Genomic DNA, 24,232 nt, shown 5'->3' with positions numbered 1-24,232 from the left:
AATATTCCCTTAGATCGACAGTTTGTCTACGCGCTTGCCGCCGTAAACTAAGTTAATAACACAACGAGTACCGACAATCGCCGTAAACATTGAAGTCAAAATACCAATAGACAGCGTTACCGCAAAGCCTTTGATTGCACCAGTACCTACAGCAAAAAGAATAATTGCTGTAATTAATGTTGTAATGTTTGCATCCGCAATCGTACTAAATGCATTAGCATAACCTTGGTGAATCGCTTGTTGTGGATTACGTCCGTCTCTTAACTCTTCACGGATCCGCTCAAAGATAAGTACGTTTGCATCCACCGCCATACCTACGGTTAATACGATTCCGGCAATACCAGGTAAGGTCATTGTCGCACCTGGAATCATCGACATAACACCAATAATTAATACCAAGTTAGCAGCAAGAGCCAAGTTAGCGACTAAACCAAAACCACGGTAATAAACAAGAGTGAATAGCATTACTGCTACCATACCCCAGATACATGCTTGAATACCCATGTCGATGTTCTGCTGACCCATAGATGGACCAATCGTACGCTCTTCAACAATCGAGATAGGTGCAATTAGAGCACCAGCACGAAGTAGTAACGCAAGGTTATGAGCTTCAGCCTGAGAATCGATACCCGTAATTCGGAAACTACGGCCAAGAGCTGATTGAATAGTAGCTTGGTTAATCACTTCTTCTGTCTTAGCAAGAATAACGCGACCTTCTGGGGTTCGACGACCACTGTCTTTATATTCAGTAAATACCGTAGCCATTAGCTTGCCGATATTTTTACGAGAGAATGCCGTCATCTTGCTACCACCTTCACTATCCAGTGAAATGTTAACTTGTGGACGACCGTACTCATCAGCACTTGAGCTTGCATCAGTAATACTTGCACCGCCAAGAATAATACGTTTTTTCAGAACAACAGGACGACCATTACGATCTTCTTTGATCTCACTGCCTGCTGGCGCACGACCACTAGCTGCCGCGGCTAAATCTGCTTTATCATCGACTTCACGGAACTCAAGCGTCGCGGTCGCACCTAAAATTTCTTTTGCACGAGCGGTATCTTGAACACCTGGCAACTCAACAACAATACGACTAGCACCTTGACGTTGAACTAAAGGCTCAGCCACACCAAGTTCATTAACACGGTTACGGATAATGGTAATGTTTTGCTCAACAGCATAATTACGGATTTCTTGTAAGCGTTGATCTGTAAACTTCGCAACAAGTTTAAATTGGCCATTAGATTCTGAATCGACAAAAGTCATATCACGATGAGCATCAGACAATAATTTTTTTGCTTCAGCTAATTGCTCTTCGTTACGTAAAACGACTTCAACAGCGTCTTTACCTGATTCACGAATTGCACGATAACGAATTTTTGCTTCACGTAAGTCAGTACGGAAGGATTCTTCTTGTTGTCCAATAAGTTTACTCATTGCGGCATCCATATCCACTTCCATTAAGAAGTGAACTCCACCACGTAAATCAAGACCTAACTTCATCGGAGCAGCACCAATAGAAGTTAGCCAATCAGGAGTTAATGCTGCAAGGTTTAGCGCCACTACGTAATCTTTACCTAGTGATTGATTGATAATATCTCGAGCACTGATTTGAGAATCAGTATCATTAAAGCGAACAAGTACACTGCCATTTTCGAATGCAATAGACTTATAAGCAATGTCATTGTTTTTTAAATTTTCAGCGACAACATCCAGCGTAGAGGTCTGAACCTCTGTACCACGACTACCCGTGATTTGAACGGCTGGATCTTCACCATAAAGGTTTGGAAGTGCATACAAAGCGGAGATAAGTAATACAGAGATTACCATCAAATACTTCCATAAAGGGAAACGGTTTAGCACAGCGATGTCCTTAACGAAAAATACCCCCTAACCGAAGTTAGAGGGTACAAGTTTTTATAGTGATTTCAGTGTGCCCTTTGGCAGAACAGCTGAAACAAAATCTTTCTTGATAGTTACTTCGTTATTCGCGTTAAGCTCAATTACGATGTAATCATTCTCTTCAGAAGCTTTTGTGATTTTACCCACTAAGCCACCTGCTGTAAGGACTTCATCACCTTTGCCCATAGAAGACATTAGGTTTTTGTGCTCTTTTTGACGTTTCGCTTGTGGGCGATAAATCATAAAGTAGAAGATAACTGCAAACATACCAAGCATGATAAACATTTGCATACCACCGCCTTGTGCCCCTGCTTCACCAGCTGCATGAGCCTGAGAGAAAAAATTCATTTAATAACGTCCTCGTATCTAGTTTTAATTTCCAGTTTCTAAAATGTGACCATACACATATCCCTTTAGATATATGGGTGATAACTCTGTTTTTAAAGGTCTTTTAATGGTGGAACTTCACGATCGCGACGTGCGTAGAATTCTTCTACGAACTGCTCAAAACGTTCTTCTTCCAGAGCCTTACGGATGCTCGCCATAATACGTTGGTAATAACGTAAGTTATGAATCGTATTTAAACGTGCACCTAAAATTTCATTACAGCGATCTAAATGATGTAGATAAGACTTGCTGTAATTCTGACAAGTATAACAATCACATTCAGGATCTAGTGGTGTTGTATCTGTTTTATGTTTCGCATTACGGATCTTGATCACACCGCCAGTCACAAATAGGTGTCCATTACGTGCATTTCGCGTTGGCATAACGCAATCAAACATATCAATACCACGGCGAACACCTTCAACCAAATCTTCAGGTTTACCAACACCCATTAGGTATCGTGGCTTATCTTCCGGTAATTGTGGACACGTATGCTCTAAAATGCGGTGCATGTCTTCTTTTGGCTCACCTACAGCTAGGCCACCAACAGCATAACCATCAAAACCAATTTTTGTTAATGCTTCAACAGAAACATCACGCAAATCTTCATACACACCACCTTGAACAATACCAAATAATGCGTTCGGGTTTTCTTGGCGATCAAATTCATTACGACTACGGTCAGCCCAGCGAATTGAACGTTCCATTGAAATACGCGCTTCATCATGCGTTGCAGGATATGGCGTACATTCATCAAAAATCATTACCACGTCAGAACCAAGATCATATTGGATTTGCATTGATTTCTCTGCATCCATAAAGATCTTGTCACCATTTACAGGGCTACGGAAATGAACCCCCTCTTCAGTGATCTTACGTGTTTTACCCAGACTGAATACTTGGAAACCGCCTGAATCCGTTAAGATTGGGCCCTTCCAGTTCATGAAGTCATGTAAGTCACCATGCAGTTTCATGATTTCTTGACCAGGACGTAACCATAAATGGAATGTGTTACCTAGTAAGATTTCAGCACCAGTATCTTTCACTTCTTCTGGAGTCATACCTTTAACTGTACCGTAAGTACCTACAGGCATAAATGCTGGTGTTTCAACCGTACCACGGTCAAATTGTAATTGACCACGACGTGCGCGACCTTGTTTTTTGAGTAGTTCGTACTTCACGAAACCTCCAATAAGCCAGAGAAACAATCTGACAATTTATTTAATTTGCATTCACTAATAGGTTTAATGATGCACCGCTAGATTAACAATCTCTTTTATTTACTTTACCGTTAACCTAGTTGAAAACATCCAGTTTTCCTATTTCACTGGTTCCGTGAGTGAAATTTGAATTTATATAGTGCGTTAGTTTACTTTTATTACGCTGTTTTTTTTGTAATAAACATCGCATCACCGTAACTAAAGAAACGGTATTGATTATTCACCGCTTGCTCATACGCTTTCATCGTATTTTCATAACCAGCAAAAGCACTTACAAGCATGATAAGTGTAGACTCTGGCAAGTGAAAGTTTGTCACCAATGCGTCAACAACTTGGAACTCATACCCTGGGTAGATAAATATTTCAGTATCATCAAAAAACGGCGCTAACTCAGTCCCTTGCTTTAAAGCATGTTGCGCTGCACTTTCTAAAGAACGCACAGAGGTTGTCCCTACAGAGATTACACGACCACCACGCGCCTTAGCTGCATTAACAGCATCAACCACTTCTTGAGAGACTTCAGCGTATTCAGAATGCATGTGATGTTCTAAGATATTATCAACACGAACCGGTTGGAATGTACCCGCACCGACATGAAGAGTAACGTAAGCAAATTCTACTCCTTTTGCTTTCATCTTTTCTAAAATGTCTGTATCAAAGTGTAAACCAGCGGTTGGAGCAGCAACAGCGCCCGGCTTTTCATTATAAACCGTTTGATAACGCTCTTTATCTGCATCTTCATCAGGACGATCGATATAAGGCGGTAATGGCATATGACCAATTTCATCCAAGATATCTAATACTTTCTTTTCAGAAGAGAAGCGAATCTCAAATAAGGTATCGTGACGGGCAACCATCTCTGCTTCATATTCTTGATTCTCACCTAACCACAGCTGATTCCCTGGTTTTGGTGATTTAGAACAACGAACATGAGCCAACACAGAATGCTCATCAAGTACACGTTCTACTAATACTTCTAGTTTCCCGCCAGAGGCTTTTACACCGAACATACGCGCAGGAATAACACGAGTATTATTGAAAACAACAAGATCACCACTCTGCACTAAATCCAGCACATCAGTAAACTGACCATCAACTAATTCACCGCTATTACCGTTTAATTGTAATAGGCGACTTGCCGTACGCTCAGGTTGAGGATAACGAGCAATAAGTTCATCGGGTAATTCAAAGTGGAAATCGGATACTTGCATGGTTTACTTCTTCATCAAAAATGGCAGACAGAGTAGTATATTCACGCCCAGAGCAATAGCAAGAGATGAAGCAATATACCTCTCAAATTTTGAAAAAATTAGTATTTTAATTAATGAATTTGACTTTAAACAGAGAAAGTATCATCAATATTTTTATCTCTTCAAACCGCTAGCTAGTTCGCACTTTTTTATTCATTCTCATTCTATATTTAATTTAGGACATTCAAATAGCAGGAGCACGCTATGTTTACCGTTAATGATATGATGACAACTCATCCTCATACCCTGCTTCGTTCACATTCATTAGAAGATGCCAAAGCATTAATGGACGAGCACGGTATTAGACATATTCCTATTGTAGATACTGAACACGCACTGATTGGATTGGTAACACAGCGTGATTTATTATCCGCTCAGACGTCATGCTTAGAAAAGCCAACTCTTGAAGAATTATCAGCTTTGGATATCCCGCTCAATAATATAATGCATGAAAACATCATGAGTGTTTCTCCGCATGGTGGATTAAAGTCCGCTGCATTATTTATGCAAAAACACAAAGTAGGATGTTTACCTGTTGTCGAGCATGGGAAGTTGGTAGGCATTATTACTGATTCAGATTTTGTAACTATCGCAATTAACTTATTGGAATTACAAGAAGAAGTGGATCCGATGGAAATGGACGAATAAATTATTAATGTGTAATACAAGTAAAAAAGAAAGGGAGATTCCATTCTCCCTAAACGTGATAGTGTGGTGTTTCTTATTATTTAAATTTATTGAATTAACGTAAAGTCACTACGCGTTTGTTTTAAATTGCTCTTCTTCCGTTGACCCCGTTAACGCGGTAACAGATGAGTTACCTCCCTGAATCGTATTAGTCATAATATCAAAGTAACCCGTCCCCACTTCTTGTTGATGCGCTACGAACGTATAGCCCTTCGATGCTGCTTCAAATTCTTTACGTTGAACCATTTCAACATAATGACGCATGCCTTCGCCTTGCGCATAAGAGTGTGCGAGTTCAAACATGTTAAACCACATATTATGAATACCCGCTAGCGTGATGAATTGGTATTTATAGCCCATATCAGCCAACTCTTGTTGGAACTTAGCAATGGTTTCTGAATCCAGATTCTTCTCCCAATTAAACGATGGAGAGCAGTTATATGCTAATAATTGGTCGGGATACTCAGCATGAATCGCTTCAGCAAATTTTCTGGCTTCTTCCAAACAAGGTGTTGCTGTTTCACACCACACTAAATCGGCATAAGGAGAGTAAGCGAGACCACGAGATATGGCTTGGTCAATACCTGCTGTTACTTTATAGAAGCCTTCTGCTGAACGCTCTCCTTCGATAAATTCTTGATCGTATGGGTCACAATCAGATGTCAGTAAATCAGCAGCATTCGCATCAGTTCTTGCGATAACAAGCGTTGTTGTTCCTGCTACATCCGCAGCCAATCGAGCCGCAACCAATTTTTGTACCGCTTCTTGAGTAGGTACTAATACTTTCCCTCCCATATGACCACATTTTTTCACTGATGCTAGCTGATCTTCAAAGTGAACCCCTGCTGCTCCAGATTCAATCATATTGCGCATTAGTTCATAACCGTTAAGTACTCCGCCAAAACCGGCTTCTGCATCGGCAACAATTGGAAGGAAGTAATCAATGCCTTCTTCTGGTGTTGTTCCATTTGACCATTGGATTTGATCCGCACGACGAAAGGCATTATTAATACGTTTAACGACCGAAGGTACTGAATCTACAGGGTATAACGATTGATCTGGGTACATGGTTGATGCGGTATTATTATCTGCCGCAACTTGCCAACCAGAAAGATATATTGCTTCAATTCCGGCTTTTGCTTGTTGGACTGCTTGTCCACCAGTCAGGGCTCCAAGACAGTTCACATATCCTTTTTTAGATGAACCATTCACTAGTTCCCACAGTCTATCTGCGCCTTTTTGAGCTATTGTGTTTTCTGGTGCAAATGAACCTCGAAGATTAATTACTTCCTCAGCGGTATATGGACGAGTCACGCCATCCCAACGTGGGTTTTCAGCCCAATCTTTTTCTAGAGCATCGATTTGTTGTTGGCGAGTTTGCGGTTTAAATGTCGTCATAATAGTTCCCTCTTTTATAAGTATTCGTAGCCAGATAATGTTAAAAAGTCCGTTAGTTGGTCACTGGTGGTTAATTGCTCCATCAGTTTTGCCGCTTGAGTAAATTGGCCTGAATCAAAACGTTCAGTTCCCAATTCATCCTCTATTACTTTCATTTCTTCTAATAACATAGTTCTAAATAGATCCGCGGTGACCGTTTCCCCGTTATCTAATTTTTTCCCATGTTGTATCCATTGCCAAATAGACGTTCGTGATATTTCTGCCGTAGCGGCGTCTTCCATTAATCCATAAATAGGGACACATCCACTTCCTGTGATCCACGCTTCAATGTATTGAACTGCCACTCGAATGTTATGACGCATCCCCTCTTCTGTTCTTTCACCTTCACACGGTGCTAATAACTCTTCTGCCGTAATTGATGAATCCGTATTTCGAGTGATATCCAGTTGATTTGTTCTTTCACCTAATACTTTGTCGAACTCTGCTCTTGCTGTGTCAGCTAATCCAGGATGAGCAACCCAAGTTCCATCATGTCCATTATTCGCTTCTAATGATTTATCCGTTTGGATTTTATTCAACACCCAATCATTTTTTACTGGATCTTTCGATGGAATAAAGGCGGCCATTCCTCCCATCGCAAATGCCCCTCTTCTGTGACATGTTTTGATTAATAAACGTGAATAAGAATTTAAGAATGGTTTTTCCATCGTCACCACTTGGCGATCTGGCAATACGCGATCTGGATGATTTTTTAATGTTTTAATGTAGCTAAAGATGTAATCCCAGCGGCCACAATTTAATCCTACAATATGCTCTTTTAAGCTATATAGGATCTCATCCATCTCAAATACAGCAGGCAAAGTTTCAATGAGAACAGTCGCTTTGATCGTTCCTTGTTTCAAACCAAATTCTCGTTCAGCAAAACTGAATACGTCACTCCACCACGCGGCTTCTTGATAAGCTTGTAATTTTGGTAAGTAAAAATAAGGTCCGCTACCTTTCTTTAAAGACGCTTGATAGTTGTGATAAAAATAAAGAGCAAAATCAAATAAGGCTCCGGGGATTGCAACGCCATTGAAGAGCACATGTTTTTCTGGAAGATGTAGGCCACGAACACGGCAAATCAGTACCGCAGGATCTTGTTTTAATTGATATACCTTTTGAGTATTAGGATTAGTGTATTGAATCGTGCCATTCATCGCATCTCGAAGATTAATCTGCCCATCAAGTACCGCTTCCCATGACGGCGCTAATGAATCTTCAAAATCTGCCATGAATACTTTTACATTGGCATTCAAAGCATTAATCACCATTTTTCTATCAGTAGGACCAGTGATCTCTACTCGTCTGTCTTGAAGATCCTCAGGGATACCTTGAATCATCCACTCTGATTCTCGAATGGAGCGAGTTTCGGTTAAAAAATCAGGTAACTGGCCTGCGTCTATTTTGCGTTGACGAATTTGACGTGTTTCTAAAAGATCAGGAATTCGATGGGCAAACTTTTTAACAACGTGAGTTAAAAACCGGACAGCCCCAGCGCTTAATACTTCTTCAACTTGTGGCAACTGAGCGCCAACAATAGATATTTTTTGTTTTGTGGTTGTCATGGTATCAGTCATAGTTTGCGCCTCCGGCAAAATTACATTTGTAACTAAAACACTACGATTTAGTATTCATGTTTCATCCTATTCATCATTCTTTCTGCTTACATCTATTACACTCTCGAAAGAGTGAATGAATTACAACCCCTACCAAAGGCTAATATCGCCTTGAGTTTTCAATAAGATGTCGACATAAAACAGAAAGTTGAGTTATGAGTAAATGCTCTACAAAGATAATTGTCAAAGATTAACTTTTACATTTATGTAACACCCAAAAGTCAAAATGAAATGAAAATAACGTTATAAAATTACACAAATTAAACTTGTAAAATTGAACATGTAAAATTCACAGTTTTAATTTCACAAAGAAAACAGGAGGATAGAACTAAAAAAAGAGGAAGGTTCGTTCAATTAAACGAATGACTATGGGAAAGTGACGATATACAACAAGAATAAAGAGGACAAACTGGTCAGATCTGTTTTTAAATGAATATAAAGAAGTGAGAAGGTGGTCACTAATTGCTCTATTATTCAAAAGTAGAAAGGCGCCTATCTATAAAAATAAATAAGCGCCTTAAAATGTGATCATAAAACTATAATATATCTTTTACGACATCCGCTAGTTGATGAAAAGCTTGTAAGCGAGATGAACTTGGCCTCCAAACTAAACCAATATCACGTGATGCCTCTTGACCAGGAGGCTCAACCACAACCAAGTTTTGGTTATCTAATAAACCATGCTTAATTGCCATTTGAGGAATAAAAGTTGTACCCAAACCATTCGCTACCATTTGGACAAGAGTATGCAAGCTTGTTGCTGTAAATGGGTTTATTTTCTCTTTGCTTGTTAGCTTACAAGCAGAAACCGCATGCTCCGTTAAGCAATGTTCCTTCTCTAATAAGAAAACAAACTCATCGGGCAATTCATCATAATGGATTGGTGTCGATATTGTTCTTGCCTGATCTTTACTAATAACCATTTTGAATGGGTCACGACCAACGACCAAACTCTCCATCCCTGAAATATCAACTGGCAGAGCAAGAATAAGGACATCCAACTGCCCTTGCCTTAACGCTGCTAACAAATTAGTCGTTGTATCTTCTCTTAATAATAACGTCAACTGCGGGTAACTTTTATTAACCTCTTGTACTAAATCGCACAATAAGAATGGGGCAATCGTCGGAATACAGCCAACACGCAACTGCCCTTGCATTGCATCACCTTGGCATAATGAACCTAATTCGATTAAGTCTTGTCCTTTAGCTAATAACTCTCGTCCTTGCTCAACGACTTTTTCACCGATAGGGGTAAAAACTAATGTCTTTTTATCTCTCTCATACAATGGGCAACCAATTAATTCTTCAAGGTTTTGTATCCCTTTACTTAATGTTGACTGGCTGACAAAGCATCGTTCTGCTGCTTCACCAAAATGGCGAGTCTCATGCAGAGTAATAAAGTAGTGTAACTGTTTTAATGAAGGCCATTTGTTCATCGTTTTTCTCGATTACATCAATCTATTTAATTCGCTTTTTTCAATCATACCTTTTGTACTATAGTTTGTCCTGTTGAAACGCAAAGCCAAACACGAAGTTTGGAAAATCTAATTTTTAGGAGATTCAAAAATGGTACTAGTAGGTCGTCAAGCACCAGACTTTACTGCTGCAGCTGTTCTAGGTAACGGTGAAATCGTTGATAACTTCAACTTCGCAGAATTCACTAAAGGTAAGAAAGCGGTAGTATTCTTCTACCCACTAGACTTCACTTTCGTTTGTCCTTCAGAGCTAATCGCTTTTGACAATCGTCTAGCTGATTTCCAAGCTAAAGGCGCAGAAGTAATTGGTATCTCTATCGATTCACAATTCTCTCACAACGCATGGCGTAACACTGCTATCGAAGATGGTGGTATTGGTCAAGTTAAGTACCCTCTAGTTGCTGACGTTAAGCACGAAATCTGTAAAGCATACGACGTTGAGCATCCAGAAGCTGGTGTTGCTTTCCGTGGTTCTTTCCTAATCGATGCTGACGGCCTTGTTCGTCACCAAGTAGTTAACGATCTTCCTTTAGGTCGTAACATCGACGAAATGCTACGTATGGTTGACGCACTAAACTTCCACGAGAAGAATGGTGAAGTTTGTCCAGCACAATGGGAAGAAGGCAAAGCAGGTATGGACGCATCTCCAAAAGGTGTTGCAGCATTCCTATCTGAACACGCTGACGACCTAAGCAAGTAATTGCTAACATAGAGTACTTTACATCAAAGTACTCGAATGCACCCACGCTCAACGGTGCATGTGGCTAGAATATTAAAAGCGTATAAACGCAGTAGCCTAAAATCAGAAAGTTTGCCTAATACTAAAAGCTCTGAAGTTTTCTTCAGGGCTTTTTTCTTTATTCTAGACCGTAATTCTGACGTCCTCTTCACACATCTAAAGTTAAATATCCCTTACACTGTTCCATTCTCAATTATTTTTATTTACCCATCATGTCTATTAAAATTGAAGTCTGTATCGATAACTTAGAGTCCCTGCATAATGCTATTAATGGTGGCGCAGATCGCATTGAGCTTTGTTCTTCACTTGCTTTAGGTGGATTAACACCAAGCTTTGGTTTCATGAAAAAAGCAGCGGCTATCTCTTCTATTCCTGTTTATGCCATGATCCGCCCTCGACAAGGAGACTTCCTATACGACAACGATGATATCTCTGCAATGATAGAAGATATTCATGCCGCTAAACTTGCTGGATTACAAGGCGTTGTTTTTGGGGTGTTAAAAGCTAATGGCGATATCGACATGCCACTTGCTACTCGTTTAATGAAAATAGCCAATGATAATGATTTAGGTGTCACATTTCATCGTGCCGTAGACCAATGCTCTAATTATAAAAAAGCGATAGAAAATATTGCAGAGCTTGGGTGCGAACGAATTCTAACATCTGGCCTTGCTGCTAATGCCTATGATGGCATTCATGTATTAGCTGAGATGGTTAAATTAGCAAATGGGCGATTTGAAATATTAGCTGGTGCTGGCGTGACCGCTGATAATGCAAAAGAAATTATTGAAAAAACAGGAATAACTGAAGTTCACTTATCGGGTAAATCAACTCGTCCAAGTAAAATGAAATTAGTATTAGATGGCGTGAAAATGGGGGCTGGCGATTTAGATGATTTTATTGTCCCAATGACGGACTCTAAAAAAATTGATGCCGTAAGACAGAATATTAAATAGATTTAATTCTAATAAAAAGGCCAAAGAATTATCTCTGGCCTTTTTGATACTGAGCGCTATCGAAAAATCATTTCGCTAATTGCACCGTATTCACGTCAATAGCGGTGTGTTTCCACTCTTTGTCTACTTCACCTTGAATTACTAATTTTGTTTCAGGAGTTGCTTCAATACCATTCCAATCACGATGGTCAATCTCAACAATCATCTCACCTGTCGCATCTTTAAATTGATATTCTTCATCACCTAGTGAGGACACAATATAACCCGTTAATGTTACTGGTGTGTCGTCTTTTGCCTCTTGAGCGACTTGAACAGTATTTACAGTCACCGCACTTGGGCCCGTAAACCCACCTTTAGCAACTTGAGTGTTTTGAGCTGCGAACGCACCTGTTGACGCCAATACTAATGCACTTACTAATACGATTTTTTTCATTTTATTATTTCCAAATATGATTAACTTCTATAACTGCATATTAAAAGTAGTAAGCTGAACTCAACATGAACGACGTTGAATTAGCAATACTATCTACTTGATAGCTTGCTGATGCACCTAAAGCTAAGCTTGGCATCACCATATACTCAACACCTACGCTTGCGATAGCACCAAATACACTTTCTGATTTAGATGCTCCGTGCTCATGATCAGAAATTGACTCTTGATCTGTTAAATCATTTTCTGTTTCTGTATATGCTGATGAGTCGTATTTATATTGGGTATACGTTAAACCTAGGCCTGTTTTTAATTGTAATTTCTCATTAAAATTATAAAAATACACTGGTTTAAATGTAAATTGAGCCGCATCTAAATCAGCATTCCACTCGCGTTCTGTTTCTACTGGTGGGTGATAATTTAATGTTTTACTACGAGAATCATCACTCTCAAACTTCTTATAAGCGAACTCTAAACCAAACTCGTTAAAACGGTAACCAACGAAACCACCAAAAGCTGAACTTGAATCATCAGGCATTAAAGATACATTATCTGAAAAAGTAGTTGAGTAATCATGACTCATGTTTGTAACGCCATATTCTAAGCCTACGTATGGTGCAGCACATGCGTTTGTTGATGTTGCAGCCATTAGTAAAAATAAATACTTTTTCATTGTAAATTTAATCCTATCGTTATCGTGTTGGGCTTGGTCTTAATTATCAATGTGAGTACTATAAAGAAGAGATCGTGAAGGAAGTGTGAAGATTCTCTCTATCAATTTGTATCAATTCAATTAAGAATTATTAGACTCGTTCTATAGGTTTTTAAATAGCTGTAATAATTTACAGTATTTAAAAATACATACTTTTTCATCATAAATTCAATACAATAAGAAGAGTTAACGAAGGATGCGTAAAGAATTATTTAATAATTCAAATTTCAATAAGGAAGTAATTCAATATGGCTAAAGATCTCTTTGCAACATTAGACTTAAACTTACTAAGAACCTTTTTAATTCTTTCTCAAGAGCTCAATATGAGAAAAGCTTCTGAGCGTCTTTTTGTCTCTCAACCGGCCATAAGTCAAGCGCTACAAAAATTACGTAATCATTTTGATGATGAGCTTTTTATAAAAGTTCACCATGGATTAAAAGCAACCCCATTTTCTGAAGAATTAGCAGAAAACATTCACCCTTACCTTGATGGTTTATCTTCAATATTAAATAAATCTGAAAACTTTCAGCCAAGCGAATTGCAACAAACACTAAAAATAGCGTTAGCACCTCAAGTACTAACTTGTTTATCTGGAGCTTTGTTTCATGAAATAAGAGAACAAGCACCAAATGTTGATCTCCAATTATTTAACTGGTCAATCTCAACCTTTGATGAACTAATTAAAGGAAAATTAGATATCGCGATTAATTATGATTATGACAAGGTATCTAAAGAGTTACTCGCTAGTAATTTAATGACCGTGACAGGTTGTGTCATTATTCGAAATGATCACCCCATAAAAAAGCACGTTGCCACTCCTTATGACTTTGAGGGATATGAACTTGCCTCTTTAATAATCCCCGGTTGGAATAGCAATAAAAGTTTAGCTAGTGAAGTGCTGCAACACTTAGATATTGAACATAAAGTTGGCTTTCGTTCAGAGTTACCAATGGCACTAATTGATGTTATTCAACATACAGATATGTATTTCCCATCAACTTCGTTGTTCCCAACTCATCAATATTCAGGCTTAAGACGTATTGATCTAGCTCTTGGAGATATTCCCTTAAATTATCCTATTTATAGCTATTATCACCAAAGGCACAAAAAGAACCCTCTGCACACTTGGCTAAATCAGTTAATTACTGATTTATTATTAGAAGCTCACCACTAATAGCTTATTAATGATCGCAATTATATCTACAATAATAAGGATTACTTATTATTAATATAATCACAGATGATTAGAAAGTAACCGCTACTCTCCATATTATTCATTCCATCAAACGGAAACAGATTTATCGGTAAGCAAGGATGCTCATTACTAAATCTAATTTATGATTAATATATGAGAGTTATAAAATGAAAAAAACTATTCTAGCGCTATCGTTAACGGCCATCTTTTCTTCTTCTGTTATGGCAGCAACTATTGAGAATCCAGCAGAACTACCAAGCATTGATAATTCAGTGCCATCAGTTGCAGATCGACCAAGCCCAGATTTTGGAAATACGCCAAACTGGGGATTAGGCCCAGCTCAACCACCGATGGATAATTCTCCTGAGTACGGAAAACCAATGAATCCTACTCAACCACCAATGGATAACAATACACCTGAACGTCCAACACCAGATCATTCACCTGATTGGGGAATTAATCCAGACAAACCTGTTGACCGTCCACAACCAGATGACGCTTCTCCTGATTATGGTAAAGAAATACCTACACAACCACCAGTTGATAATAGCCCAAATCGCCCAAAACCAGACGATGCTTCTCCTGATTATGGTAAAGAAATGCCTACACAACCACCTGTAGATGACAATTCACCAGAACGTCCTGGTCCTGATTTCGGTGATACGCCAGACTGGGGGATTCCACATGTAAGTGATGGTGAACGCATCACTTCATTAGAAAATGATTTTAAAGCAATGGCTGAAGAAAATAATCGTCGCTTTAATGAACAAGATGAAAAAATCGATGGTGTTAGAGCTGGTTTACACGCCGTTGCCAATGCTCGTCCATTTGTAACAAATGGTGAGTTTGCAATCGGTGTTGGTGTTGGTTTTTCTAGCTCTAAGGAAGCATTAGCACTGGGTGGGGCTTATGGTATTAATGAACAATTAAGTGTTTCTGGTACTTTCCATTATGAATCATCAGGCAGCTACTCATCATCAGATGTTGCTGGCGGCGTTGGTGTTCAATACAGCTTTAAATAAATAACTCTCGCCCCACCAAGGATTGGTAGGGCACTTTATTCTATCTATAATTTGACCTTATTTTTAACTACACAATATTCTGTCTTTGACGTGTTATCTTATGATAGCCTTTGCCTCTGTCTCTCATCCAGAGGCTTTTTTTCTTTACCATAATGCAGTTCTCTGCTCCAATGAAATAGTATTCAAAGGAGTGATATCATGGCTAAAGACTTATTTTCTAATTTAGACCTTAATCTTTTAAGGACTTTTATTATTCTGCATCAAGAACGAAATATGCGTAAGGCCTCTGAACGCTTATTTGTCTCTCAACCAGCAATCAGTAAAGCCCTACAACGTCTACGTGATCACTTTGGTGATGAATTATTTGTAAAAACACATCATGGCCTTCGTGCTACTGAATATGCGAATCAATTAGCAGAAAGCATCTCCCCAATACTTGATGAATTATCGTCAACATTAAATGAAAGTAATGAATTTAATCCACAAGAGCTCGATGGCGTAATTAAGATCGCTTTATCTCCTTTTCTTTTAAGCGCCATTGCCAATAGCTTATTTCAAGCAATTAGAACTGAAGCACCTAACGTTCAAAGTGCAATTATTAAATTGGTCTAAATCCACAATGACCGATATCATTAATAACGAAGTTCAATTAGGAGTTAATTATGAAATTAGCCACGCTCCGAAAGAATTAATCCAAAAAGCTATAGCTCAAGACCGTTTTACTGGTTATATACGAAAAGACCATCCTTATAAAGGTAACAATATTGAAGTGAAAGATGGTGTAAATTTCGAACTAGCAACAGTAATTGCTGTTGATTGGAACTCTCACCAATCTTTAGCAGAAAAGATATTAAAGATAAGAGGATACGAAGCAAATATTGGCTTTAGATCTGAATTACCTTCAGCTGTTATTGATGTAGTTAATAACTCTGACATGCTATTCCCTGCATCTAAGTTTTTAGAAATAGAACATAACCACCAATTACGAAGCCTTAAAATTCTTTTTGATAATCAAGATATTAACCCTAAAGTCTGCGCTTATTACCACCATAAAAATCGTAATAACCATACGATGCTATGGTTAAAAAACATTCTTCAATCCTTACTTATTGATAACCAATAGTTATTAGGTCAATTAACCTCAGTCATTAATAACTCAAGATTAAAGCCTCTATTCTTTTAAGGGATTGGAGGCTTTTTTGTACATTTCATATACTTCTCTCATCGGCTAGGAACGTGACTCATAACAATAGGTAGGGTAATTATGATTCTTCTTATCATGCTAATAATCCAATTTCTTTTTCTAACCCTTTGTATCAAAGCAATGATAAATGACTCTGAGTGCATTAATTACTCATTAATAAGTTTTGGTTATGAGCAAGATAAATACATGTGATTAGTGACTTACTGTATTTCTTATTACTATCTCCTCATCAAAACAATTAAAGATTAAACAAAGCATGGATGCTTTTAAAATGATTATGAGAGAGTATCCAAGATGAAAAAAACACACCTAGTTCTTGCTATCGCAACTTTATTCAGTGCAAATACATTTGCTAATAACATCCATATATCGCCAGAAATTAAGATTGGTCCTTATGGTGGCTTTGGTATTCAAGCAGGCGTGACTGATGCACTTGGTTTCGATGCAGCTTATGTAAGTTATGGTCGTACGGTTTATAGCAGTTCAATGTATGACGAAACCATAGATTCATATCGTTTTGGTGTTCAACAGATGTTTGGTTCAGCAAAAATACACGGTGTGCAATTTGAAGTCGGTGTTGCTAACTATGATGGTAAAAAAACCAAAAGTGGAGATACAACAAAAGAGAGTACATTAGGGTCAAGCCTTGGCGCAGCTTATGTTTTCCAAGCAACTGAGCAAATAGGCTTAAGAGCTGGTGTTGATCTTAACTATTTCCCAATGAGCGATACTTATATACCTTATGATTTATCGACTAACTTTAATATTGGTATGACATTTACTTTTTAATACCAACCAAATATTAATTAAACAGATACAAAAATGGCGCTGCTTTATAATAAAGCAGCGCCATTTTTATTTAATTTTAAATCAAATTACATCGCAAAGTTCACGATAGGGAAACATGGTAGGAAGCCATTTTCTGCACAGTTGATTAGACCAACTTGAACACCTTTAATCTCAGATGTCATGTTGAATAAACCCACTTGAACGTGTGAATCGTTTGAAAGGTTTGCAACGCCAACATCAACCATTGTGTAGCCTTCAGAATAGTTAACTGCAGATAGGTTCGCACCTTTAACATTATTAGTAATGTTAACAAAACCTAAGTTAGCACCTAGATCTTCACCTTTGTGCCAGTTAAATAGGCCGAAAGATGCACCTGTCATATTGCCATTAACTTTGTTAGCACCGATAAATAGAGGGAAGTTAACACCGGTTAGGTTATCACTTTCTGACATACCAAGTGCAAAATCGACACCTGTTACATCACCCGTTTTACCATGAAGAGCTGCTAAACGTACGCCTGTTACTTCACTTGCCGCTGGTGCGTTAAAACCATTCAGAGATGAAAACATCACAGGAGTGCTGTCTGCCATAGCGAACGATGAAACCATAGATAACGCCGCGCAAGTACCAACTAAAATTTTCTTCATAATATATTCCTTTATTACTATAATTTATGATTATTAAATGAATCTATTTTTGTATTATCAATCGCATAGTGAATGCAATAGCTCATAATATACTCATATTCATCAATAAATACAGCATAGTTCAAAAAGTTACTCTATGAGTATTATTTTTAAGTCAAATTGTTACTTGATCACATCATCAATGTTTTGATCACCAATATGACGTACGTCTTTACCTTTTACAAAGTAGATAATGTATTCACAAATATTCTGACAACGATCACCCACTCGCTCAATTGCACGAGCAGCCCACATCACTTTCATTACACTTGGAATTGAACTTGGGTCTTCCATCATATACGTCATAAGCTGGCGTACTACCGCTTCATATTCTGCATCGATTTTATCATCAAACTTATATGCCTCGGTTGCAGCTTTAACATCCATTCGGGCGTAAGCATCTAACACGGTATGCATCATTTTGACTGACTGGCGACCTAGTGACTCAAGAGAAACGAGTAAAGAGTGTTGTTTGTTGGTAAAGTTTTCTAATGAAACCTTAGCGATCTGAGATGCAACATCACCAATACGTTCTAGATCAGTAATTGTTTTAATGATTGCCATGACCAAACGTAAATCACTTGCGGTGGGTTGTCGCTTAGCAATAATGCGCGTGCATGCTTCATCAATTGCAACCTCCATCGCGTTAACTTTATGATCTTCATGCATAACACGTTTTGCTAATTCAGCATCATGATTATGCAATGCTTCTAATGCATAGGTAAGTTGCTGTTCCACCATTCCTCCCATGGTTAATACATGAGTTCTAATGGCTTCAAGCTCGGTGTTAAATTGGCCTGAAATATGTCGACCAAGTTGCATGATATATCCTTATTTTATTAGTTGGCCTGCCATAGGTGAATTACCCATAACGACCTGTAATGTAATCTTCTGTTTGTTTATGCACAGGAGAAGTAAAAATGGTATTCGCATTGCCGTATTCAACCAATTTACCTTGATTTATGAAAGCTGTATGATCACTTACACGTGCTGCTTGTTGCATATTATGAGTAACAATAACAACGGTATATTTACTTTTTAATTCGTATATAAGCTCTTCAATAGTCAGGGTAGATATCGGATCCAATGCTGATGTCGGCTCATCTAATAATAAAACTTCAGGTTCAATAGCAATCGCTCTAGCAATCACTAATCGTTGTTGCTGGCCACCGGATAATCCAAACGCATTTTCATGCAAACGGTGCTTTACTTCATCCCATAAAGCCGCCGCTTTTAAAGCATCTTCTACCGCTTCATCTAATATTCTCGCTTCTTTAATCCCTTGTAAACGTAAACCGTAAACTACGTTCTCATATATTGATTTAGGAAACGGATTTGGCCGTTGAAACACCATTCCAACACGACGACGTAGTGAAGGGATATCAGTATTTGGCTGATAAATATCATCACCAAACAGTTTTATTGACCCTCTGATTTTGCAGTTATCGACCAAATCATTCATTCGGTTAATGCAACGTAGTAACGTAGATTTACCACAACCAGATGGACCAATAAAAGCGGTCACCTGCCCTTTAGGAATACGCATATCGATATTAGATAATGCTGACGTTTTATCATAATGCAAACTGAGATTGTTAATCTCTATCGCTGTATTTTCATCCGATAGCTCGTTGACGTCTATTGACGATAAAAAAGAGAGGTCTGGTGATAATGAATACATATAGCTACAACTCCAATGTTCGATATTTCTCTCGTAAATTATTACGAATAGCAATGGCAGTTAAGTTTAATCCAATAATAACGGTAACTAATAAAAATGCCGTAGCATAAACGATAGGACGAGCTGCTTCTACATTTGGACTTTGGAAACCTACATCATAAATATGATAACCAAGGTGCATGAATTTACGATCTAAGTGTAAATAAGGCGCTACATTATCTACGGGTAAAGAAGGTGCCAGTTTAACGACACCAACCAGCATTAAAGGAGCAACCTCACCCGCCGCCCTTGCAACCGCTAAAATTAATCCGGTCATAATGGCAGGACTTGCCATAGGCAAAACGATTTTCCACAAGGTCTCAAATTGCGTAGCCCCTAGAGCCAATGAGCCATGGCGAACAGAATTAGGTATACGACTTAATCCCTCTTCGGTTGCAACAATAACAACTGGAAGTGTTAAAATCGCGAGAGTTAACGCTGACCACAATAAACCAGGCGTTCCAAACGTTGGTGTTGGTAACTCATTTGAATAAAAAAGTTGATCAAGCGTTCCACCCACCACATACACAAAGAAGCCTAAACCAAACACTCCATATACAATAGATGGTACACCTGCGAGATTTATCACTGCAATTCGAACTAATCTTGTCAGCATATTTGGCTTTGCGTATTCATGTAGATAAATAGCGGCAATGACCCCTAATGGCATCACTATGACCGACATTAAAAGCACTAATAAAATAGTACCAAAAATAGCTGGAAAGACGCCGCCTTCTGAATTTGCTTCTCTTGGATTATCTGACACAAAGTCATACAACTCCCCAACCCAATGCATCGTTTTTTCTTTTAAAGACATCGCATTAGGAAACCAAATATCAACCACATTATCGCTACTTAATTTGTACTTTTCACCCTGACTATCTTGCAAAATCAAGTAACTATGACTGAGTTGATTAACAATCGTTTCAGCTTGTTCATTTAATTCTGTTTCGCGTTTTTTACTTTCATCGCTTAATAAACCTGAATTTGGTAAGGCATCAAGTAATCGATATAACTTACGTTGCTCTTGCTCTAGCAGATCTATTTTGGCTTTTTCACTACGCACCCATGCTTCAACTTGCAATCGAGTTAATTCAAGACCGCTCGAGGTTTCAATAATAGTACCGAAATATTTACCATTTTGAAGTCTATCTACCACAGCTAAATCAACAGGCTGACTTACCGATTTAATTTTGTCTTTATCAATATTAATAAAATCAAAACCATTAATATCTCGATTGCCGACTTTGATAACTAGTCGTTCTTTTTTCTCAGTATTAGTATCATGCAGTTTTTCTACATCATAAAGTTGCCCAACAATAACTTTACCATCAATCGTATGCCATTCTTGCAATGGGGTTGGCCAAAAATAGGAAAGCCCTTTCCAACCAATCAATAATAGAATGCCAAGAACAGCGATCATGCTGATACTTACAGAACCTGCCGTCAACCATATCCAAGGAGATCCTGATTTAATCCAATGTTTCATTATTCACCGTCATATCGACCAACCTATAAACTGCGGTACTTTTCACGTAGCCCTTGGCGTATCCATTCTGCCAATGAGTTAACGAAAAAGGTAAAAACAAATAATAAAAAAGCGGCTAAGAAAAGCATTCTAAAGTGTGTACTGCCCATTTCTGATTCTGGCATTTCAATCGCAATATTTGCAGCAAGAGTTCGCATCCCTTCTAAAATATTGCCATCCATAATTGGGGTGTTACCGGTTGCCATTAATACAATCATTGTTTCGCCTACGGCACGTCCTAATCCCATCATCACCGCAGAAAAAATACCCGGGCTTGCGGTCAACAAAACCACTTTAGTTAAGGTTTGCCACTGTGTCGCTCCCAACGCTAATGAACCTTCAGATAAATGTTTAGGTACTGAAAAAATCGCATCTTCAGCAATAGTATAAATAGTTGGAATAATGGCGGCTCCCATTGCTATCCCAACCACCAATGCATTGCGTTGATCGTAACCAACCCCCCTATCACCAAGGTAGTGTCGTAAATCACCATCAAATAGCCAACTTTCAATCAAATAACCATATTGAAAAGTAAGATACCCTATCCCAATTAGTGCAGGAATAAGTAAAATGGCATGTTGACCTCTAGGTAATTTTCTCATGATATGAGCAGGTAATATGTGCCAAATAAACGCAATAATAATCATACTCAAAGGGAAAAACACAAATAAACTAAAGACAGCAACTAAATTATTTTCAACAATGGGAGCAAGCCAAATACCCGCTAATAAGCCAATAATCACGGTCGGTAATGCTTCCATTATTTCGATGGTCGGTTTGACGTAACGACGAACATTGGCAGACATAAAATACGCTGTATAAATTGCACTACCAATGGCTATCGGACCTGCAAAGATTAAAGCATAAAAGGCAGCTTTAAGTGTTCCAAACGCCAGTGGCATTAAACTGAATTTAGATTCAAAGTCATCGTTAGCAGCGGTTGATTGCCAAATGTAAGCAGGTTCAGGGTATCCTTCATACCATATTTGTCCAAAGACAGATTGCACACTGACTTCTGGATGAGGATTTGTTACTTCAAAGCATTCCCACCCTTTTGGAGTAAGAACAATAAGCTTTTCTGCATTCGGTGGTTGAGTAACGGCAAGTACATCATCATTAAATAGGTGCTGGCGATAGAGTGTTTTTTCTGTGGTTGTATGAATAAGTGATAGATTCCCTTTTTCATCAATAACACTTACTCCTTTTCGATATACTTCTGGTGATAACTGAGAGATTGGCGCTCCAAAATCAAAAGTACGGATCAGCGTTAATCTGCGTTTTTCATCATTTATCGTATCAAACCACTGGGACAATGTGCCATTTTCAAACTGAACCAAAACAGAGTGTGCTCCTGATAATAATGTCAGTTTTTGTGCTGATTTTTTTAACGGAATACGTTCACGTAAATTAGCTTGGTGATCTTTTAGCGTCCACACTTGAAGTTCATGCTGATACAACAAATACAAAAAATCATTATTAGGTGTTATCACCATTGAAAGTAATACATCAATTTTATCTAAGCCAGCTTGTTCAAATGTGATTGGTACTGCTTTCCATACGGTTTCTCCCGTCATCTGGTTAACCACACTATCAAGCTCTACACCCAATAAACGCTCATCTTGTGTTTTAGCTAAAATAACCCCTTCAGTTGCAGTTAAGCTTAATGCCAATTGGGTTAATGCTTGCTGCTTTTCATCAACTTTAATCACAGGGAATGGCGCAAACTTTTCAACCAGAGGAATAAGCTGGCGATTACCTTTTGAATAATTTGTTTGAAACCCAATTTGGGCAAACTGAACCCGTCCTTTATCATCACCAAACGCAAACCAGTCTTGGCTTTCAATCGTTGAAGTAAAGGCCGTCGCATTTTTAATGATCTGCTGCTCGCTCACTAATTTTTTATTAATGAGATCAATAAACTCAACACGTCCAGTATCATCAATCCGATACGCCATTTTCCCTTGCTCATCGGATCCTATTGCTAACGTATTATCATGGTAAGAAACGTTATATTGAGAGAGAGGTTCAACACTCACGGATGTAAAAATAGGAGCAATAACCGCTAATAAATAAAAACAAATAAGCATAAGGGCTGCGATGATCCCTACGCCACTGGATTTCACCCACACACGCATAATCAGATCAACAACACGACGTTGTTTATCTCGAACTCTCTGATTAGGTTTGGCGTATGCCATGATGGGTTAACCTCTGTACTTAATTATTGATAATCGTTTTATATTTCATTATATGAGTGACACTATAATGACAGTTTAGTGTAAATCTAATTTGGATAATTCTTGTAAAACAAACCGCTCAGATAGTGCAATGTACCCGTCTTGCTCTACTCTTTTTTGTCCATTAGCAGAAAGCATATAACGAATAAACTCGGCTTCCAGAGGCTTAAGCTTTGCTGTTGGCGGCTTATTTATGTAGATATATAAGAAACGAGCTAAGGGATATTTACCACTCGTTATATTATCCGTTGTCGGCTCAATGTAATCAGTCCCTTCTTTACTGATAGACAATAATTTCACTCCCGACATTTGATAACCAACGCCAGAATAACCAATACCATTAACAGAAGCAGAAATACCTTGAACTACAGAGGCTGAGCCCGGTTGTTCATTAACATTGACCTTAAAATCTCCATCACACAATGCATTATTTTTAAAATAACCATAAGTACCAGAAACTGAATTACGACCAAACAGTTGAATTTGATGTGTAGCCCAACGAGCTTTGATTCCTAAGTCTTCCCAACGATTTATTGGTTTTAATGCACCACAGCGTAATGTGGCTGAAAATATGGCATCAAGTTGAATAAAATCTAACCCTTTAATTGGGTTATCCTGATGAACAAAAATTCCGAGGGCATCAATAGCGACTCGGATTTCAGTAGGTGGGTAACCAAATTGTCTTTCAAAAGCGGCTTTTTCACTTTGCCGCATTTTTCGACTCATGGGGCCAAACTGTGCTGTACTTTCAATTAATGCTGGAGGAGCTGTAGAAGAACCTGATGCTTGAATTTGAATATTAACTCGGGGATAGATCCGTTGAAAATCTTCCGCCCAAAGTGTCATCATATTTGCGAGAGTATCAGAGCCGATGGAAGATAAATTGCCAGAGATACCAGATACACGCTCATAATGAGCTAACTTCCCATCGTAGGCCAAACCACTTTGAGCAATGCACAGCCAAAGAAATCCCACAGGAAAAAACACCCGAGACCATCTTTGTATTTTACTATGCATGTTATTCATTATATCC

21 protein-coding genes and 1 pseudogene are annotated in these 24,232 nt (G+C 38.4%); 7 read left to right on the top strand and 15 right to left on the bottom strand.

The annotated features are described in order from the left end of the window. Positions 1-9 precede the first annotated feature (9 nt). The 4 genes from secD to queA all read right to left on the bottom strand — a co-directional run bounded on the left by secD (position 10) and on the right by queA (position 4,723). On the bottom strand, positions 10-1,866 hold the full coding sequence (gene secD, locus BTO23_RS01240) for a protein translocase subunit SecD (protein WP_081091594.1): 1,857 nt from the start codon (positions 1,864-1,866) through the stop codon (positions 10-12). Between the two features lie 54 nt (positions 1,867-1,920). After that, on the bottom strand, positions 1,921-2,253 hold the full coding sequence (gene yajC, locus BTO23_RS01235) for a preprotein translocase subunit YajC (RefSeq protein ID WP_060991670.1): 333 nt from the start codon (positions 2,251-2,253) through the stop codon (positions 1,921-1,923). 92 nt (positions 2,254-2,345) lie between these two features. Continuing rightward, on the bottom strand, positions 2,346-3,473 hold the full coding sequence (tgt, locus tag BTO23_RS01230) for a tRNA guanosine(34) transglycosylase Tgt (RefSeq protein ID WP_045102741.1): 1,128 nt from the start codon (positions 3,471-3,473) through the stop codon (positions 2,346-2,348). 197 nt (positions 3,474-3,670) lie between these two features. Then, entirely contained in the window at positions 3,671-4,723 is a 1,053-nt protein-coding gene (gene queA, locus BTO23_RS01225) for a tRNA preQ1(34) S-adenosylmethionine ribosyltransferase-isomerase QueA (protein ID WP_061030225.1), read from the bottom strand. 243 nt (positions 4,724-4,966) lie between these two features. Here queA and BTO23_RS01220 point away from each other — a divergent pair, with 243 nt between their 5' ends. Further along, complete coding sequence (locus BTO23_RS01220) at positions 4,967-5,410, top strand: CBS domain-containing protein (protein WP_060991673.1); 444 nt, start codon at positions 4,967-4,969, stop codon at positions 5,408-5,410. Positions 5,411-5,518: 108 nt separating this feature from the next. Here BTO23_RS01220 and aceA read toward each other — a convergent pair whose 3' ends face one another. The 3 genes from aceA to BTO23_RS01205 form a co-directional block, all read right to left on the bottom strand. Further along, positions 5,519-6,847, bottom strand: a complete 1,329-nt coding sequence (aceA, locus tag BTO23_RS01215) for an isocitrate lyase (protein ID WP_061003073.1) — start codon at positions 6,845-6,847, stop codon at positions 5,519-5,521. A 14-nt stretch (positions 6,848-6,861) separates the two neighbouring features. After that, positions 6,862-8,466 (bottom strand): malate synthase A, encoded by a 1,605-nt coding sequence (gene aceB, locus BTO23_RS01210; protein ID WP_105062845.1) that lies wholly within the window; start codon positions 8,464-8,466, stop codon positions 6,862-6,864. Between the two features lie 575 nt (positions 8,467-9,041). Next, complete coding sequence (locus BTO23_RS01205) at positions 9,042-9,941, bottom strand: hydrogen peroxide-inducible genes activator (RefSeq protein ID WP_061030227.1); 900 nt, start codon at positions 9,939-9,941, stop codon at positions 9,042-9,044. A 130-nt stretch (positions 9,942-10,071) separates the two neighbouring features. On the opposite strand from BTO23_RS01205, the gene BTO23_RS01200 reads away from it, so the two are divergent. Beyond that, positions 10,072-10,680, top strand: a complete 609-nt coding sequence (locus BTO23_RS01200) for a peroxiredoxin C (RefSeq protein ID WP_060991677.1) — start codon at positions 10,072-10,074, stop codon at positions 10,678-10,680. A 251-nt stretch (positions 10,681-10,931) separates the two neighbouring features. Continuing rightward, positions 10,932-11,675, top strand: a complete 744-nt coding sequence (locus BTO23_RS01195) for a copper homeostasis protein CutC (protein ID WP_060991678.1) — start codon at positions 10,932-10,934, stop codon at positions 11,673-11,675. Positions 11,676-11,742: 67 nt separating this feature from the next. Here BTO23_RS01195 and BTO23_RS01190 read toward each other — a convergent pair whose 3' ends face one another. Both BTO23_RS01190 and BTO23_RS01185 read right to left on the bottom strand, forming a co-directional pair. Continuing rightward, complete coding sequence (locus BTO23_RS01190; protein WP_060991679.1) at positions 11,743-12,108, bottom strand: YgiW/YdeI family stress tolerance OB fold protein; 366 nt, start codon at positions 12,106-12,108, stop codon at positions 11,743-11,745. A gap of 40 nt (positions 12,109-12,148) precedes the next feature. Continuing rightward, entirely contained in the window at positions 12,149-12,778 is a 630-nt protein-coding gene (locus tag BTO23_RS01185) for an AcfA family outer membrane beta-barrel protein (RefSeq protein WP_105062844.1), read from the bottom strand. A gap of 287 nt (positions 12,779-13,065) precedes the next feature. Here BTO23_RS01185 and BTO23_RS01180 point away from each other — a divergent pair, with 287 nt between their 5' ends. The 4 genes and pseudogenes from BTO23_RS01180 (at position 13,066) to BTO23_RS01165 (ending at position 17,028) form a co-directional block, all read left to right on the top strand. Then, entirely contained in the window at positions 13,066-13,992 is a 927-nt protein-coding gene (locus BTO23_RS01180; protein WP_105062843.1) for a LysR family transcriptional regulator, read from the top strand. Positions 13,993-14,180: 188 nt separating this feature from the next. Then, complete coding sequence (locus BTO23_RS01175) at positions 14,181-15,035, top strand: YadA C-terminal domain-containing protein (protein WP_170066685.1); 855 nt, start codon at positions 14,181-14,183, stop codon at positions 15,033-15,035. Positions 15,036-15,233: 198 nt separating this feature from the next. Continuing rightward, positions 15,234-16,158: pseudogene (locus BTO23_RS01170) on the top strand (LysR family transcriptional regulator). A gap of 375 nt (positions 16,159-16,533) precedes the next feature. Next, positions 16,534-17,028, top strand: coding sequence for a hypothetical protein (locus BTO23_RS01165; RefSeq protein ID WP_105062842.1), 495 nt, complete (start codon positions 16,534-16,536; stop codon positions 17,026-17,028). Positions 17,029-17,114: 86 nt separating this feature from the next. Here BTO23_RS01165 and BTO23_RS01160 read toward each other — a convergent pair whose 3' ends face one another. The 6 genes from BTO23_RS01160 to BTO23_RS01135 form a co-directional block, all read right to left on the bottom strand. Beyond that, positions 17,115-17,675, bottom strand: coding sequence for a VC2662 family protein (locus BTO23_RS01160; protein ID WP_060991684.1), 561 nt, complete (start codon positions 17,673-17,675; stop codon positions 17,115-17,117). Between the two features lie 162 nt (positions 17,676-17,837). Further along, entirely contained in the window at positions 17,838-18,536 is a 699-nt protein-coding gene (gene phoU / locus BTO23_RS01155; protein WP_060991685.1) for a phosphate signaling complex protein PhoU, read from the bottom strand. 40 nt (positions 18,537-18,576) lie between these two features. Further along, a complete protein-coding gene (gene pstB / locus BTO23_RS01150; protein WP_060991686.1) occupies positions 18,577-19,395 on the bottom strand; it encodes a phosphate ABC transporter ATP-binding protein PstB in 819 nt (272 codons plus the stop codon). A gap of 4 nt (positions 19,396-19,399) precedes the next feature. Further along, positions 19,400-20,923 (bottom strand): phosphate ABC transporter permease PstA, encoded by a 1,524-nt coding sequence (gene pstA / locus BTO23_RS01145; RefSeq protein ID WP_060991687.1) that lies wholly within the window; start codon positions 20,921-20,923, stop codon positions 19,400-19,402. Between the two features lie 23 nt (positions 20,924-20,946). Continuing rightward, positions 20,947-23,160: an ABC transporter permease subunit gene (locus BTO23_RS01140; protein WP_105062841.1), complete on the bottom strand. Its 2,214-nt coding sequence runs from the start codon at positions 23,158-23,160 to the stop codon at positions 20,947-20,949. Between the two features lie 75 nt (positions 23,161-23,235). Beyond that, positions 23,236-24,216: a PstS family phosphate ABC transporter substrate-binding protein gene (locus tag BTO23_RS01135; protein WP_374954016.1), complete on the bottom strand. Its 981-nt coding sequence runs from the start codon at positions 24,214-24,216 to the stop codon at positions 23,236-23,238. Positions 24,217-24,232 lie beyond the last annotated feature (16 nt).

This window comes from Aliivibrio sifiae, assembly GCF_002954715.1.
Classification (GTDB): Bacteria; Pseudomonadota; Gammaproteobacteria; order Enterobacterales; family Vibrionaceae; genus Aliivibrio; species Aliivibrio sifiae.
Note: the sequence above shows the minus strand (reverse complement) of the source record. Positions and strands in the feature narration are given on the sequence as shown.